A 17561-nucleotide genomic window follows, 5' to 3' on the forward strand; every position below is an offset into this window, starting at 1 on the left:
TACACCACCCTTAAAATGTAGAAACTTAAATATAAATAATCATTTATAATCAAAATATAAAATAGACATATAAGTATATTTTATAATATTATAGGTAAAAATTCAACTATTGTTTATAAATAGAATAATGTGTAATTTTAAACGTAATAAAATGAAAAATATAAAATGTTGCGAATTAAATTAATATTTATGAATATTAGTTTAAAAAATTGAAATTATAAACTATAATAAAGGGTGAATCATCATTGAAATTGATGTTTTGAATAATTTCAATTGGGAGGAAAATATAATGAAAAAATTAGAACGAAATGATATTTGTTGGTGTGAAAGTGGCAAAAAATATAAAAAATGTCATGCGGAACAGGATACATTTATAAACAATATAGAGAAAAAAGTAGGGTACAAAATACCGAGAGATATTATGAAAACAGAGGATCAAATAGATGGTATTAGAAAAAGCAGTAAATTAACTCATGAGATACTTGATATGGTTTCTGAAAGAATTAAAGCTGGAATAACTACAAATGATATAAATACCTGGGTACATGAGTATACTGTGGAGCATAATGCATATCCTGCACCATTAGGTTATTCTGGGTTTCCTAAAAGTGTATGCACATCAATAAATGATGTGATATGCCATGGTATACCGGATGATACAGTATTAAAAGATGGAGATATAGTTAATGTAGATGTGACTTGCATATTAGAGGGTTATTATGGTGATGCCAACAGAATGTTTATAATTGGAGAAGTTTCTAAAGAGGTATCAGATTTAGTCCGTGTTTCAAAGGAATGTCTAGAACTTGGTATAGAACAGGTTAAACCATTTAATACACTTGGAGATATAGGATATGCAATTCAGCAGCATGCAGAAAGTCATGGGTATTCCGTAGTCTATGATTATGGTGGACATGGCGTTGGATTGGAATTCCATGAAGAACCTTTTGTGCCTCATGTAGGTAAAAAGGGTGAGGGAATGATAATACTTCCGAATATGACATTTACTATTGAGCCTATGATTAATATGGGCAGCGCTGAATCAGATGTACTTGAAGATGATTGGACAGCGGTTACAGTAGATGGTTCCTTGTCATCACAGTGGGAACACACGATAAGGGTTACTGAAACAGGATATGAGATACTAACTTAAAGTTTTACAAACCACTAAAAATACTCCCATAGATAAGGGAGTATTTTTATTTTATAAGGATTATTGTTCTACTTTAATTACATATATAAACTCATCTAAGGGAGAAGATTCATTTTTCCAACTTTTATAATAAGAAAAAAGTATTTTACATTCGCCAGGGTTTAAGCACTTAAATTTCCAAACAATTTGAACCGTTCCACCTATTATATTTGGTTTGTTAAAATCATATATTTTTTTTTCTTCTAAAGAAATAATAGAAGAATCCGATACTGTATAAAACCAACAATATCCAGTAGAAGGAGATTCTAAAAGTTCTACAAGTATGTATTCATCTAAATGAATAACATTTATAAGCTCATGGCTCAAAGCAATAGTATTCAATTTAAAATCATTATATTTAATATTCAAGTGATCACCATCCTCAAAAACTATTGATATGAATTAAAAAAATCACACTATTACTATTGTCTGTAAAATATTTTATTTTATCCATGTAACAACAATATTGTAAATGTTGTTTTAGTAGTAATATTTGACGTTTCATAAGAATAGAAGACAAAAACTACATAAATTTGGTATAATAATATATAAATGTAATTTTAGTATGAATAGTAATAAAATATAATATATTTTTATAAAATAAAAATAAGTTCAATTTTAAGATACTTTTAATTATTATTAAGTATTTAATTTCATGCGAGGAAGTGATTATAATGGAAATTATTAACAATAGGTACAGAATAGTTAAATCTATAAAACAAAACAGGGTAGTTTCCAGTTATGTAGTAAATGACATAATAAAAAATTATGATACCGTACAATTAAATATTCTTAATTCAGAGTATATAAAAAAAGAGCTGATAGAATTCTATACTAAGGAGTTTATAAGTTTAACCAATTTAGAATGTAAAAATATAATAGCACTATATGAATTTGATATAGTTAATCTTTTAGATAATAAGAAATTAAATGAGAAAGTTTACTTTTATACAAATGAGTATGTGCAAAACAACTCTGATATTTTAGATATTGTATGTGATATGTCAAGTGAAGAGATATTAAACTTATTTATAGATATTTGTCAAAGTATAAATTATCTTCATTTAAAAGCATTTAATTATGGCGATATAAATTTGTCTAATATAATTAGTGAAAATAATGCATCAAGTAAAAACCATCGAATTAAATTCAAAGATATTGCAACAATTGAGCTTCAAAAAAATAGTCTTTGGAAAGATGAAAATAATTCTGATTATTTTAGGGCACCAGAATTATTAGAAGGAAAAAAGACTAGCGCTTCTAGTGACATATATTCACTAGGAATATTATTAATTCTTATATATATTAAAAGCAATGATAGTAATTTTGTTATTGAGGAAGGGATTAACCCTATTAATGAATTTAGGATCCAAGAAATATTTAATAATAATGAAGATTATAATGTTAATATTAAAAGGGTTATTGAAAAAATGATATGTAGCGATGTTACCAAAAGATACGAGACTATTTCAGACCTAATAATGGATATAAATATTTTCTTTCATAAGAAGTATTTACCACATAGGAAAGAAGAGACAGAAAAATTAAACTTTAAGTTGAAAATGATTGGTAGAGATGAAGAAATTTATAAAATAATTAATGTTTATGAATCTATTAAAAATAAAAATAATTATAATTCTACTTTTTTAATTCATGGTGAATCAGGTATTGGTAAAACACGGTTTCTTAAGGGACTAAAATATATTTTATCTCTTAGAAAAGTAAACGTTTATAAAAGTTTTATATTGAATGCATCAACTAAAAATAGTAATAAGGCTCTTGTAGATATATTAAAACAATTTATTTCTGAATGTGAAACAGAGGTATTAGAAAGATATGAGTCAGAACTAGTTAAATTTATACCTGAACTAAGTGGTAAAAAAAACATAATACCTACTGAACCATTAAGCGGTGGTAAAGAAAGATTTAGACTTATCAATAGAACTACGGGTTTTATAGAAGAATGTATAAATAATATACCTATAGTTATAATTATTGATAATTTTCACTTAGCAGATGATTTTACTATAGAACTCATTGAATATCTTATAAGAAAGAGACTACCCAATAAAAACATTATGGTTATGATGTCTTACTGTGATGGAGAATGTATTCAAAATAAAAGATTTATGGAATTTACAAAAAATATATCTAAGAGTAGTGATGTAAACAATATTTTTCTAAAAGAACTAGGTGAAAAACAAGTAGGTATAATGATTCAAAATATTCTAAGTATGCCTAATATACCTAATAAATTTGCTAGTAGTATATATGAAAAGACTAAGGGTAATCCTTTATTTGTTGAGGAAATTATAAAGAGCTTTTTTAATAAAAAATATATTTATGTGGATGAAGTAAAGGGATATTGGACTAAGGATCATGAATGTTCTAACTTTATAATACCATCAGATATGCATGGAGTCCTATTAAATCAAATTAAAGATATGCGACAAATTAATATTGATATTTTAAAAATAATATCAATATTTCAAAGCGCAGTCTCTATAGAAATAATTAAAAGTTTTATTGAAAATCACTATATGGACATAAACAATGATTTTGAGGGGCTTATTTCCTCGGGAATATTATGTAGAAAGATTGAGGATAGGGGTTTTGTATTTGACTTTTATAATAAATTTCTGAAGAATCTTATGTATGAAAAAATTTGTGATGAGGATAGAAAAGCTATGCATACGCTAGCCTCAACATTACTCCAACATCAATATGTACAGGGATTCACGGAATATATTGATGAATTAATTTATCACTTAGAAAAATCAAATCAACATGGTAAAATTATTGATTATTGCATTGAAAATGCAGAAAAAATGAAGATTCTAAAAAACAGAAGTGATGCAATAAAAAATTTAACTAGAGCAATAACTATAATGCATTATTCAGGGGATAACATTAAAAATATAAAAATTATTATGGATCTTGCGGCGCTGCACGAACAAGAAGGGCATATAGATCTAGCTATAAATTATTATCTGTCAATAGACAAGTATAAAGAAGATACTGAGCTCCATAAATTTATAATTGATAGCTTAATTCAAGTTGCGGCAGTGTATTTAGGTAGGAATGATATAGATAGGACGGTTCATTATATTGAAAAAGTCCAAACTATGCTAGAGAATATAGATTATCTTTCAGGAAAACTTAAATGCCAAGGAATTCTGGCTTCTGTATATGACATAAGGCAGGAGTATAACAAAGTGCAAACTATATGTGACAGTTATCTAGAATTATGCATAGGCGAATATGAAGAGCTAAAATCTATATTCTACAACCATAAGGGCTTAGCATTTTTAAGAAGTGGAAGAGTACGAGAGGCGTTGTTAATTTTTGAGAAAAATATAGTGTTGTGTAACAAATATAATAATATTGTTATATTAATAAAATCATTAAATAATATCGGCGTAATTTACGGACAGTACTATCAAGATGATAATAAAGCTATAAGATATTTTATGGAAATAAAGGATATATGTAAAAAAAATAATATGAGCAGCAGTGAGATTGACGTATTGATAAATATTGGCTCTACATATTTTTCAAAAGAACATTATATAATATCCTTACAATATTTTGTTGAAGCTCTAGAAAAGTGTAAAAAATATGAATACGAATCTAATATTTTCTATTGCTATAGCTCTATTTCTAGTGTTTATTTGAAACTAGGTAACTATGCTAATGCTTATAAGTATTATGAGTTATGTAAAAGAGAACTTGAAAGCTATCCTGATCAAGGTAAAGATATAGGTGAGTTTTACTTCTTGGCTTCTAAAATTAACTATAAATTTGGGGATTTAAAAAAGGCTCAGTTTTATATACAGAAGGCTCTAAAGTTATATGAAAAGGACGAATCTATATTTAAATGGCGCGCACTTGCAATAAATCAGTATATAGTATTTTATCTGAGAGAAAATGATGAATGCACGGAGGATAATATCCAAAACATCATAACTATAGCTGGTAAAATATCATCTATGGAGAATAGGCTTAATATATTTTACGATATAATATTATTTTTATATGAGAACGATAAAAAAGAATATATTTCTATTATTCTTTATGAAATAGGAAAAATTGATACTGATATAAAAGACAATCGTGTGTATGTTAAAAAATTATACGTTGATGGGTTAATGGAAAAAAAGAAGGGTATTAAATTTTTAAGTGAGGCCATAGAGTATTCAAAAAGGTACAAACAAGTTGATATATATTGGAAAATATATACCTCTATTGGAGACTACTACTTTGATAAAAAGGATTATTTATATGCAGTAATTTACTATTTTGAGGCTTGTGGCATACTAAAGGATATAATTTTTCAATTACCGGTGAAATATAGATTATCATACATGGAGCTCAATAGTGGATTAAAGCCCTTTAATAGATTTCTAGCCATTAATAATTATTATAAGAGTAACAAGGACTCAGAAATTTTAGAGTTTAAGCCTATTAAAGTTAGTGATGAAAATGAGCTGTTATATTTATTAGAGCAAGTAAATCATAAAGATATCTTAAAAAATAAGAATTTTATTAAGTCTATAAAAAAAATATATTCTTCCTCTCTCCGTGATGATATTCATGACATAAGTGATGTGTTAGGAAATTTAGGTGAAGATAATGCAAAAAACCTAGAACTTATAATAGATTATTTGTCTTATATAACGTTAGCCACAAGGGCGACTATTATTATAGCTGACAATGACCAGGATTATAAAGTTATTGCGGCTAGTGACAGAAAAAATGAATTGCCGCAAAATGAAGAAATTTTATATAAAATTTTTAGTAGAAAGAAACCGAGTTTGGTAACAGACGTGCCAATAGAACAAAACGCAAATGGTATTCATAATACTTTAAAGGCGTCTATTTGCATTCCGATTATTATGGGGAATACGAGTGAAAAAGAATTTATTAAAAGTGAAAGAAGAAAAAATTCACATTACAATAAGCATGTTATTGGATATGTATATATTGAATCACAAAGAGTGTTAAATAATCTTAATAGTGATAGTATGAAAAAATGTATGGAACTTAGTAATGTTATAGGTATTGTAATTGAAAAATACAAACTTAGATTAAGCGCTTCTATTGATAAATTGACAGGAACGCTAACTAGAAAATATTTAGAAGAAGCCTTAGATGAACAAATTGAACTTTCAAGTCAAACTGGGGGGAAGTTTTCTCTTATTATGTATGACTTAGATCACTTTAAAAGGGTTAATGATAAGTTTGGTCATAGGACAGGAGATTATGCCCTTAAAAGGGTTTGCGCTGTTGTTATGAATAATCTAAGAGAAACAGACATTGTAGGTAGGTACGGTGGAGAAGAATTTATCGTTATTCTACCAGATACGGATATTTGCGATGCTGAAATTCTGGCTGAAAAGCTACGATACAAAATAGAAGATGAAAAAATACTGGATAATAGACGGGATCTCACCGTAAGCTTGGGTATTGCAACATATCCACTTCATGGAGAGTGGCAAGATGAATTAGTTGAGAGGGTAGATAAGGCTTTATATGTTGCAAAGGAGCAGGGAAGAAATAGATACTCTATTTGGAATAGTGAATTCTCTAAAAAGGCTAAAAGAACAGATAGACTTACGGGGATAATATCAGGCAATGCAATACAAGACCATAGAAATGTACTTGCAATGATAGAACTAATTGAGCTTACAAACGCAAAAACAAGCACAGAAGATAAAATATATAGCTTGCTCGGTAGAATTATTGAAATTACAGAAGCAAATAATGGTATTTTATTTATTATGGAGAACGAAGATATTATCCAAACATATTCAAGAAAAATTTTGAAAAATGAGTGGATAGATACAGATGCGTATAACAAGGATATAATAGAATCTGTATTTATTAGTAAACAAGGAGTATTCAAAATAGATTGGGACACAATAACTGAGTATGATAGGGTAACGGGTGGGCCAAACTGGCAGTCGGTTATGGCTATTCCACTGATTCAGGGTGATGTGGTAAAAGGCGTATTGTATTTAACAGAATCAACGACGATAAAAGAATTTAGTTTCGAGGATTTTAACTTTGTAAATATTCTAGGTAAGATAATAGTTCCAATACTATAGATTAAAACACTCAGAAGCTATGCTTCTGAGTGTTTTAATCTATAGTAATAATATTTGAAGTTCAAGTAAGTAATTTTATTTTTAATATTTAGAATAGACAAAATAAAAATGAGGAAACATAGATGTATTAAATCATTTATGTGATTGGTAGTATGGTATAAAGTGGTGTATAATGAATATATTAGACATAAATTGATGCCGCCCAGGTGGCAAGTTGATCCTATGAAATAGGAAGAATAATATGAAAGTATGAGGAGGATAAAATGAAATTTACTATTGGCAGTATATATCATGGTTTCAAGTTAATCCAGGAAAAGAAAATAGAAGAGTTAAATTCAGTGACAAGATTATTTAAGCATGAGAAAAGTGGAGCTAAACTACTTCATTTGGAAAATGACGATGATAACAAGGTGTTTACTATAGGGTTTAGAACACCACCTACAAGTAGTAATGGACTTCCACATATACTAGAGCATTCAGTGCTTTGTGGATCTAGAAAGTTTCCAACAAAGGAGCCTTTTGTTGAACTCATAAAGGGATCTTTAAATACATTTTTAAATGCTATGACTTTTTCAGATAAAACAATATATCCTCTAGCAAGTAAAAATGAAAAAGATTTTTTTAACCTTATGGATGTATATTTAGATGCAGCTTTTTATCCTAATATATATTCTAATCCGGAAATATTAATGCAAGAGGGATGGCATTATGAATTAGAAAACAAGGAAGATAAACTAAATTATAAAGGTGTGGTTTATAATGAAATGAAGGGTGCATTTTCGTCACCTGAAGGCGCACTTATGCGTAAAATTCAAGAATCCCTTTTTCCTGACACTTCTTATGGTGTAGAATCAGGTGGAGATCCAGAATTCATACCAGATTTAACGCAAGAAGAATTTATAGATTTCCATAAAAAGTATTACCATCCTTCAAACAGTTATATATTTTTATATGGAGATGGAGATATTGATAAACAGTTGAAATTTATTAGTGAGGAATATCTAAATAATTTTGATGAAATCTCAGTAGATTCAGCTATAATGCTGCAGAAACCATTTAGTAGTATGAAAGAAGTAGTAGAAAATTATCCTATTTCCGCTGATGACGACGAGGTTGGAAAAACTTACTTAAGCATGAATTTTGTATCAGGAGATAATATTAGTAATCCGGAGTTACATTTAGCTTTCGAAATTTTAGAATATCTACTTCTAGAAAGTGCTGCAGCGCCTCTTAAGAAGGCACTTATAGAGTCAGAGCTTGGTAAAGATGTGTTTGGAAGTTTTGATAACAGCATACTTCAGCCAGTATTTAGCATAGTAGTTAAAAATTCTAACGAAAGTGAAAAAGAAAGATTCAAGCAAGTTGTATTTGGAGCTTTAAAGAAAATAGTTAAAGAAGGAATAGATAAAAAGCTAATAGAAGCTTGTATAAATATCACGGAGTTTAAATTACGAGAGGCTGATTTAGGGGGTTTCCCAAAAGGATTATACTATTATATAACGAGTATGGATAGCTGGCTTTACGATAAAGATCCAACTATGCATTTAGAGTATGAGAGTTATTTAAGTAAAATAAAAGCTGCCTTAACTACAGATTATTTCGAAAAGCTTATAGAAAAGTATTTAATAAACAATACTCATAGTTCTATGGTTATTTTAAATGGTAAAAAGGGGCTAGCAGAAAAAAAATCTAAGAAATTAGAAGAAAAGTTAGCAAGTTACAAGGAGAATCTATCAGAACTCGAAATACAAAAAATAATAGAAGGAACAAAAGCGCTTAAAGAAAGACAAACTACACCAGATTCTGATGAAGCACTTGAATCTATTCCGCTACTAGAACGCTCGGATATTGAAAAAACAGTAGAACATTTGCCATTAAAGAAAAGGGATGAACAAGGAGTAAAAGTATTATCTCATAAGATATTTACTAATAAAATAGCCTATATAAATATATTGTTTGATGCTAAAAAAGTAGACATGGAGCTATTACCTTATGTGACATTACTATCAACTATGTTAGGAAGGATAAGTACGAAGGATAATAATTATGCAGACCTTTCTAATGATATTAATATTCATACAGGCGGAATTCACTTTGCAACAGAAGTATATGGTGAAAATGAAAATTATGAAAAATACAGTCCTAAGGTAGTAGTAAAGACCAAAGCTTTAGAAACTAGTATTCCAAAACTATTTGATATTGTGGCAGAAATAATTAGTACTACTAAATTTGATGAAAAGAAAAGACTTAAGGAACTTATTCAGCAATTAAAATCAAGGCAGGAAATGAAAATTGTTGATAGAGGACATATTACAGCAGCTGGAAGACTTACTTCGCACTTTGCACCTGCCTCAGCTTATATTGAAAAGATTTCAGGAATATCTTTTTATAAATTTATTGATGAAATCGAAAGAGATTTTGATAATAAGGCAGAAGAAATCATTAAAAATTTAGAAAAGGTATCAAAGCTTATATTCAATGTGAATAATCTTTTAATAAGCGTTACAGGGGAAGAGGGTATATATACAACTTTTGCAACTGAACTACCTAAAATTATTAATGTATTAGGTAAAGAAAAACGGTCGGATGCTGAGTATGATTTTAAGCTTAGCAAAAATAATGAGGGATTATTAACTTCATCAGATGTTCAGTATGTAGCAAAAGGATATAACTTTATTAAAAAAGGCTATTCCTATTCAGGTAAGATGCTAGTACTTAAAACTATAGCAAGTCTAGACTATTTATGGAATAAGGTACGTGTGCAAGGTGGAGCTTATGGTTGTTTTGCAAATATAACTAGAACCGGTAACATGATTTTTGTATCTTATCGCGATCCAGACCTCAAGGATACTTTAAAAACATACGACGAAATATATAAATATATAGCAGGCTTTAAGGCCTCAGAAAGAGAAATGACCAAATATATTATTGGAACAATAAGTGAGCTCGATTCGCCATTAACACCTTCTATGAAGGGAGAAAGGGCTACAGGATATTATATAAGAGGTATTTCAGAATCGCAACGACAAAAGGAAAGAGAAGAAGTATTAAGCACAACATCAGAGGATATTAATTCTTTTAGTGCATTATTAAAAGAGATTACAAAAGAAGACTACTATTGTGTACTAGGTAATGAAACTAAACTTAAAGATAATAAAGATATGTTCACTAGTTTAGTAAATATATTTAAATAAGGTGCCTTACGGCACCTTTTTTTTAAGAGGCAAACCCGTGGCAAAGGGCATCTTTTCAATGTAACAAAAATTAAACTTAGAGGAGGCATGCCCTATATGGCAATTAAAGTACTTTTTACATACAATTATGGTGGAGAAAAAATGAAAGATATAGAAGAGTTTGGATATGATATAAAAGTAGTTAAAGAATCAGATTTAATTTATAGTGAAGACTTAGCGGACGTAGAGGTTTTAGTTTGCTATGATCCATTTAAAACTTTGGAAATAGACAGAATGAAAAAGCTGAAATGGATCCAATTATCTAGCATAGGCATTGACCAATTACCATTAGAATACGTTAAAAACACTTCAATTATAATTACAAATAATAAAGGTGGTTATAGTATACCAATGGGCGAATGGATTGTATTAAAAACCCTAGAACTATTTAAAAGTAGTAAGAAGTTATATGAAAATCAAGTTAATAGAAAATGGAAAATGGAAACGAGTATTCTTGAGTTATATGGTAAAACTATAGGATTTATTGGAACAGGTACGATAGCAGTTGAGGCAGCTAAAAGATTTCAAGGGTTCGGTGTAAATATATTAGGTGTAAACACCCAGGGCACAAATGTTGAATATTTCAATAAATGTTATGATATGAAAGGAACTTCCGAAATGCTTGAGTTATGTGATGTGGTTGTGTGTACAATACCTTATACCAAAGCTACACACCATTTAATTAATGAAGATAGGTTTAAAGCTATGAAAGATGGATCTTATTTTATAAATGTAGCTAGAGGTAGCATCGTGGATGAGATATCTTTAATTGAAAATTTAAAAAATGGTAAGCTAGCGGGGGCTGCATTAGACGTATACGAAGAAGAACCATTAAAAGAACTGAGCCCCTTATGGGATCTAAATAATGTTATATTAACCTCTCACAATTCCTGGATTTCAGAGATGAGAAATAAGCGAAGATTTAACCTTATATATGAGAACATGAAAAAATATGTACAAGGTGAAAAATTAGTAAATGTAGTAGATCTAAAAAAGGGGTATTAGAATAGATGTCGCTTGCAATGAGGCGGACATCAAGGAGGAGTGAATTATGAAAGCAGAAATATTAGCAGTAGGAACGGAAATTTTACTCGGTGATATAGTCAATACAAATGCACAATATATTGCAAAGAGACTTGCAGATTTAGGAATAGCAGTTTATCATCAGTCGGTAGTTGGAGATAATAGAGAAAGACTTTTAGAAGCATATGCACTTGCTTTTAGCAGAGCCGATTTAGTTATTACTACAGGGGGACTTGGACCTACAAAGGATGATTTAACTAAGGAAGTAACATTTGAATATTTCAATAAAAAAAGTGTGATTCATGAACCTTCTCTTAAAATTTTAGAGGGTCATTTTAAGGATATGAATAGACCAATGTCTAAAAATAATGTAAAACAGACATATTTTCCAGTAGATGCAATAATACTTCCTAATAATAATGGTACAGCACCAGGATGTATAATAGAAGAAACCGGAAAGACGGTTGCGCTTTTACCTGGACCACCTAGAGAAATGAAGCCTATGTTTGAGGAGGCTGTGGTCCCTTATCTCGAGAAGTTTCAAGAGGGGGTATTAGTTTCAAAGGTGCTTAGAGTCATTGGAGTAGGAGAGAGCAAAGCTGAAGAAATGATAGAAGATATATTAGATAATCAAACAAACCCAACGGTGGCGCCCTATGCTAAAGATGGAGAAATGATTTTTAGAATTACAGCAAAGGCAGATACTGTGGAAGAAGGCACAAGAATTATTAAACCTATGGAAGATTTAATACGTAGCAGATTAGATGCTAACATTTATGGCGAAGGAAATACAACATTAGAAAATGTACTTTCTGAAATGCTAGTGAGTAAAAACTTGACTATAGCCACGGCTGAATCCTGCACAGGAGGAATGATAGCTAGTAGACTTATAAACTATCCAGGGATATCATCTGTGTTCATGGAAGGTGTTGTGACTTACACAAATGAGGCCAAGATCAGAAGGCTTGGAGTAAAGAAGGAAACCTTAGATAAATATGGTGCAGTAAGCAGTGAAGTAGCAGCTGAAATGGCAATAGGCATAGCAAAAACTGCAGGTGTAAATATTGGGATTTCCACTACGGGAATTGCGGGACCAGGTGGTGGAAGTGGAGAAAAACCAGTGGGACTAGTATACGTAGGTTTATGCATAAACGGAGAAACTAAAACAAAAATGCTTAAATTATCCGGAGATAGGCAGAAAATACGTGAAAGGGCAACTATGCAACTGTTAGATTTAGTTAGAAGAGAGCTCTTGTAATTACAAGAGATTTATTATAAATCAAAAATTCATAGTAAAGGCTGTTAATAGGTATGAAAAAAGGATGTGATGCAAATGCATAACAAGGAAATAAATATATGTTTAGTTGGATTTGGGAATGCAGCACAGGAATTCTGTAGAATGTTAATAACTAAAAATTCAGAGATTGAAGAGGATACAGGATACGAAATTAGAGTCACAGCTATTGCAGGGAGGTCAAAGGGTTCGATTATTAACTCTATTGGCATAGATCTTACAAAAGCCCTTAGAGAGGTTAAAAGCACTGGAAGATTTGATCCAAGCGGAGAAGATACGGTGACAATGGAAACATTGCAGATTATTAGAAGTTGTAGTTCTAATCTATTAGTTGAATTAAGCACCTTATCTATTTATGATGGGCAGCCAGCAATAAACCATATTGAAGCTGCTTTTGATATGGGCATGCATGTTATAACAGCAAACAAAGGGCCTATAGCTTTTAAGTATAAAGAGCTTCGTCATAACGCAAAAGATAAAGGTCTTCAATTTTTATTTGAAACTACGGTAATGGATGGAACTCCTATCTTTAATTTTGTTAAATATACACTTCCAGGCTGCAAGGTTTTAGCCTTTAAAGGGATACTAAACTCTACCACTAACTTTGTTTTAGAAGAAATGGAAAATGAAAATAGTTATGAAGAAGCTATTAATGAAGCTAAAAGAAGAGGCTTTGCAGAAGCAAACCCTTCATTGGATATTGATGGATGGGATGCAGCGGCAAAAACTGCGGCTTTACTAAATGTGTTGATGGATACAAATATAAATCCTACACAAATAGACAGACAAGGGATATCACATATAACTTTAGATGAGGTTAAAAACGCTAAAGACAAACATTGTAAAATCAAGCTTCTTTGCGAAGGATATGTTGAAGATGATATAATAAAAGGCAGAGTTCATCCAGTTTATATAAGCAGTAATGATACATTTAGTAGTATAGATGCCACATCTTCCATTTTAAGTATAACAACAGATTTAATGGGAGAAGTACAAATAATAGAAAAGAATCCTGAAATTCAACAAACGGCTTATGGTGTATATAGTGATTTACTTACGCTTATAAAAAATTTGTAATATTGCAATTTTAAAGGCACATATAATCACTTATATGTGCCTTTAAGAATATGTTTTATTTTGTTGTAACTGGTGGAACATAAACTCTAGCTGCAAGTTCTGTATCTAACATATAAAGGCTCGAAGGGTCATCTTTAATTCTTGTAAGTTTTTTTATAACACTAGTAAAGTTAGATTCCTCCTCAACTTGTTCATCAATAAACCACTTAAGTAAGCTTATAGTGGCATGCTCTCTTTCTTCTGTAGCAATATCTGTAAGGTTATAAATTCTTCTAGTTACAATCTTCTCATGTGCTAAGGATACTTCAAAAGCATTAAGAAGTGATTTAAACTCGTTTTGAGGGTCAGGCATTCCTTCTAATACTACCCTTCCATTCATATCATTTACATAATTATAAAATTTCATTGCATGAAATTTTTCTTCTTCAGCTTGAACTTTAAAGAAATTAGCAAAACCATCAAAATCCTCTGCAGCGCAATAAGCTGCCATAGCTAAATAGATGTGTGCAGAATAAAATTCGAAGTTTATCTGGTTGTTTAGTTCACTTAACAATCTTTCGCTTATCATAATAATCCTCCTTGAGTTCTATAGAGTATAAAAATAATTATACCCTTAGAATCATTTATCTATAATAGTTTACATATTAACTATAATAGTCATTTTCAAATAGTTACTATTATTAAATAATATTAATAGTATATAATATTTATAGTATACACCAAATGGTTTATACTGTATATATTATTAACTAAAGTTCAAAAAATATTAATATGTTTTTTGTGAATAACATTTAAGGCAGTAATTTCTCTAAATTTAAAATGCCGGCACCTTGCATGTATTGTGGAGAATTTATTAAGTTTGAAGATCCTTTAAGTAATGCCAATATATCTTTGAAACATAAATCACTATTATTTTCATATAAAAGAGCACAAATTCCGCTTATAAAAGCAGCGGAGCAGGACGTTCCTGTGTAATTCGTATATAAATTAGTGAGGTGAGGAGGATAAAGTTTCATACCATTTTTTTCAGAGATAAATTGTGTGTCCGATAGGCAAGAACAAATATCAACACAAGCAGCAATCAAATTTGGCTTATCAAGTTTCTGAAAAGGCCCACAGGAAGAGTATTCATATATTTTTGGAGTTCCTATACTATCATAGCCACCAACGGTTATACAGTTACTAAGTGTAGCTATGCCCCTTATTGAACTTTTAATACTATTATTGCTTCCACTAGGAACAATTACCACAATACCTTTTAATATTGCAATATCAAAGAGCTTTGAAAACAGTGAAAGCATAAATTCATTTGTTTCCATAGTCTCAAAAGGAAGGAAAATAACCTTAATATTTAAGTCATTACTTTCATTAATTAGAGTATCTAATGAAAACAAAATATCAGAAAGAAAGCCCCTTCCGATTTTATTAAAAGCTTTAATCATATAAATGTGGCTATTTTTAGCAACTCCTCTGTACATTCCGTTTGAACCATACCCACTACCACATATTAGACCGCTAACAAAGGTACCGTGACCATTATCATCATATGGATAATTTAGATTATTAACATTATCTATGAATTTTTTAATTCTATTACTTGGATTTAATATGTCACAATGGGGGTATACACCGCTATCAATTATTCCAATGCCAACGCCTTTTCCGGTCAGATCATAGTTACTTTGAAAGGAGATGCCGTTAGACGATAGGATACTATTGCCACACAAATGTGCATAAGAATCAAAAATTATATATGATACCTGTGGATATTCTAGCAATCTATCTATAGCACTAGAGGTTAAAATAGCGCAAATACAGTTTATGGAGGGAATATGACGTAAAATATTGCATTTCAAAGACTGAATTTTATTAATAGTTTTAATTTCAAGGGATTTGCAGTGTATTATTACCCTATAGTTTTCATACAGCTTACTTAGTATAGCGTGCCTTAGAGAAGGGTCTAACTTATTTTTGAAGGAAAACATGTATGCCTCCTAAGATATTGTTACATTATTATAGTATATGCAAGTTTTTAAAATGTGTTAATAAAAAGAAAGGTATATATTACAATTGTAATATATACCTTATTCTTCGCATTCTCCTAATGAAAACATTTCCTCACACATACTAAAAAAGGCATTAGCAACTGGCGTTAAGGTGCGTTTTGAATTAACAATTAAATATAAATTCCTTTTTAAGAGTAAATCTTTAATTTTACTTATCTTTAGTTTACTGCTATCAATATAATCAAAAGAAATTTTTTCTGAAATAATAGATACCCCTGTTCCCATCTTTACAAATTGAAGAAGGTTGTCTAAATTATTAACTTCACAAAATATGTTCAATAAATTAGGGTTTATACCTTTTGATTCAAGAGCAGTAGCTAGGGTACTCCTAGTTGCTGATTTTTTATCTCTAATTATAAACTTATATTTTAATAAATCTTTTAGAGTTATTTCATCAGGAATATTTAGCTCAGTACTAGATACTAAAACAAGATCGTCTTCCATAAGCTTGTAACTTTTAATTTTTTCATTTTTAATGGTTGTTCCAACTATACCAATTTCACAGTTAAGATCTAAAATGCTTTTTATTATATCGCCAGAGCCTTGTTCTGTAATATTAAAGCGTACATCAGGGTAGAGACCACTGAATTTATTTATAAGATCTGGCACCAATGAATTACAAGGGGTAGTGCTAGCTGACAAATTTAATTTGCCGGATACTTTCGTATTAAAATTAGAAAGATTAGAAATAGCATTATTACGAGTGTTTATTAAATTAATTGCATAATCTAAAAATGATTCTCCTGCTGGGGTTAAGTAAACGACTTTAGAAGTTCTGTCGAAAAGTTGGACGTTTAATTCTTTTTCTAAGCTAGCTATATGCGAGCTTATTGTAGGTTGGGATAAGTAAATTGTACTGGCTGCCTTAGAAAAACTTTTAAATTTTGCAACGCTTGTGAAGGCTTCTATTTGTTTAAAATCCATAAGGGGTCCTCCTTTAAAAAAATATTAAAACTATAAGTAGGAGTTAGTTTTAATTTAATGATTTAATAGTACATATATAATTATGCATATATAACTTCAATAGGCAATATAAAAATGCTTAGTATCAAAAAAATAGAAAGAGCTTATTACCCTTTCCACTTAAATATTACTATACCAACAATCATTGTGCCAATGCCTATGAATTTAGATAAGGTAAATTTTATTTGCTGAGCACCAAATACTCCATAGCAATCAATTAAACAAGCAGCTAAAAGCTGAGCAACTAATATAGTGGCAATTGAATAAGTTGCTCCTAGCCTTGATATACCTTGCATAACAGAGAATATAATTATAGCACCTAAGATTCCTCCTAGTAAATATAATTTATTCACTTCTTTTATAGCTTTAAAATTACCATTACCAGCGATAAGAAGTATTATTAGAGTAAGTAAAAACCCAGTACCTTGAACGAAAACATTAGTTTCCCAAAGCCCAATTTTTTCACTTGTTCTTGTATTAAAAACACCCTGAAAACTCATTGAAATCCCTGCAATTATAGAAAAAATCAACCCCAATTACAATCACACTCCTTTAGGTTAGTTTACCCAGAATATGTTGTAATATTTAAAATTTTAGTTATTTGAA

At 29.9% G+C, this 17561-nt stretch carries 11 protein-coding genes; 6 read left to right on the plus strand and 5 right to left on the minus strand.

The genetic code is table 11. From position 1 onward, the window contains the following. The first annotated feature begins 289 nt into the window (after nucleotides 1-289). Nucleotides 290-1153 (plus strand): methionyl aminopeptidase, encoded by an 864-nt coding sequence (locus tag ACJAX4_RS08475; RefSeq protein ID WP_435789025.1) that lies wholly within the window; start codon nucleotides 290-292, stop codon nucleotides 1151-1153. 60 nt (nucleotides 1154-1213) lie between these two features. Here ACJAX4_RS08475 and ACJAX4_RS08480 read toward each other — a convergent pair whose 3' ends face one another. Then, a complete protein-coding gene (locus tag ACJAX4_RS08480; RefSeq protein WP_435789026.1) occupies nucleotides 1214-1561 on the minus strand; it encodes a protease inhibitor I42 family protein in 348 nt (115 codons plus the stop codon). Nucleotides 1562-1866: 305 nt separating this feature from the next. Here ACJAX4_RS08480 and ACJAX4_RS08485 point away from each other — a divergent pair, with 305 nt between their 5' ends. The 5 genes from ACJAX4_RS08485 to ACJAX4_RS08505 all read left to right on the plus strand — a co-directional run bounded on the left by ACJAX4_RS08485 (nucleotide 1867) and on the right by ACJAX4_RS08505 (nucleotide 13926). Then, a complete protein-coding gene (locus tag ACJAX4_RS08485) occupies nucleotides 1867-7299 on the plus strand; it encodes a diguanylate cyclase (RefSeq protein WP_435789027.1) in 5433 nt (1810 codons plus the stop codon). 263 nt (nucleotides 7300-7562) lie between these two features. Beyond that, nucleotides 7563-10493, plus strand: coding sequence for an insulinase family protein (locus ACJAX4_RS08490; protein ID WP_435789028.1), 2931 nt, complete (start codon nucleotides 7563-7565; stop codon nucleotides 10491-10493). Between the two features lie 96 nt (nucleotides 10494-10589). Further along, nucleotides 10590-11537 (plus strand): phosphoglycerate dehydrogenase, encoded by a 948-nt coding sequence (locus tag ACJAX4_RS08495; protein WP_435789029.1) that lies wholly within the window; start codon nucleotides 10590-10592, stop codon nucleotides 11535-11537. A 46-nt stretch (nucleotides 11538-11583) separates the two neighbouring features. Then, complete coding sequence (locus tag ACJAX4_RS08500) at nucleotides 11584-12813, plus strand: competence/damage-inducible protein A (RefSeq protein ID WP_435789030.1); 1230 nt, start codon at nucleotides 11584-11586, stop codon at nucleotides 12811-12813. A gap of 75 nt (nucleotides 12814-12888) precedes the next feature. Continuing rightward, on the plus strand, nucleotides 12889-13926 hold the full coding sequence (locus ACJAX4_RS08505) for a hypothetical protein (RefSeq protein WP_435789031.1): 1038 nt from the start codon (nucleotides 12889-12891) through the stop codon (nucleotides 13924-13926). A gap of 55 nt (nucleotides 13927-13981) precedes the next feature. Here the strand turns inward: ACJAX4_RS08505 and ACJAX4_RS08510 are convergent, their stop codons facing one another. The 4 genes from ACJAX4_RS08510 to ACJAX4_RS08525 form a co-directional block, all read right to left on the minus strand. Next, on the minus strand, nucleotides 13982-14494 hold the full coding sequence (locus ACJAX4_RS08510; RefSeq protein WP_435789032.1) for a ferritin: 513 nt from the start codon (nucleotides 14492-14494) through the stop codon (nucleotides 13982-13984). A 223-nt stretch (nucleotides 14495-14717) separates the two neighbouring features. Continuing rightward, the gene (locus tag ACJAX4_RS08515; protein ID WP_435789033.1) at nucleotides 14718-15911 is read right to left on the minus strand and encodes a S8 family serine peptidase; all 1194 of its coding nucleotides are present in this window, start codon (nucleotides 15909-15911) and stop codon (nucleotides 14718-14720) included. Nucleotides 15912-16010: 99 nt separating this feature from the next. Then, nucleotides 16011-16916, minus strand: coding sequence for a selenium metabolism-associated LysR family transcriptional regulator (locus ACJAX4_RS08520; RefSeq protein ID WP_435789034.1), 906 nt, complete (start codon nucleotides 16914-16916; stop codon nucleotides 16011-16013). A gap of 146 nt (nucleotides 16917-17062) precedes the next feature. After that, nucleotides 17063-17491, minus strand: coding sequence for a DMT family transporter (locus ACJAX4_RS08525; RefSeq protein WP_435789035.1), 429 nt, complete (start codon nucleotides 17489-17491; stop codon nucleotides 17063-17065). Between the last annotated feature and the right edge of the window lie 70 nt (nucleotides 17492-17561).

The organism is Clostridium sp. (assembly GCF_051278035.1).
Lineage (GTDB): Bacteria > Bacillota > Clostridia > Clostridiales > Clostridiaceae > Clostridium_AD.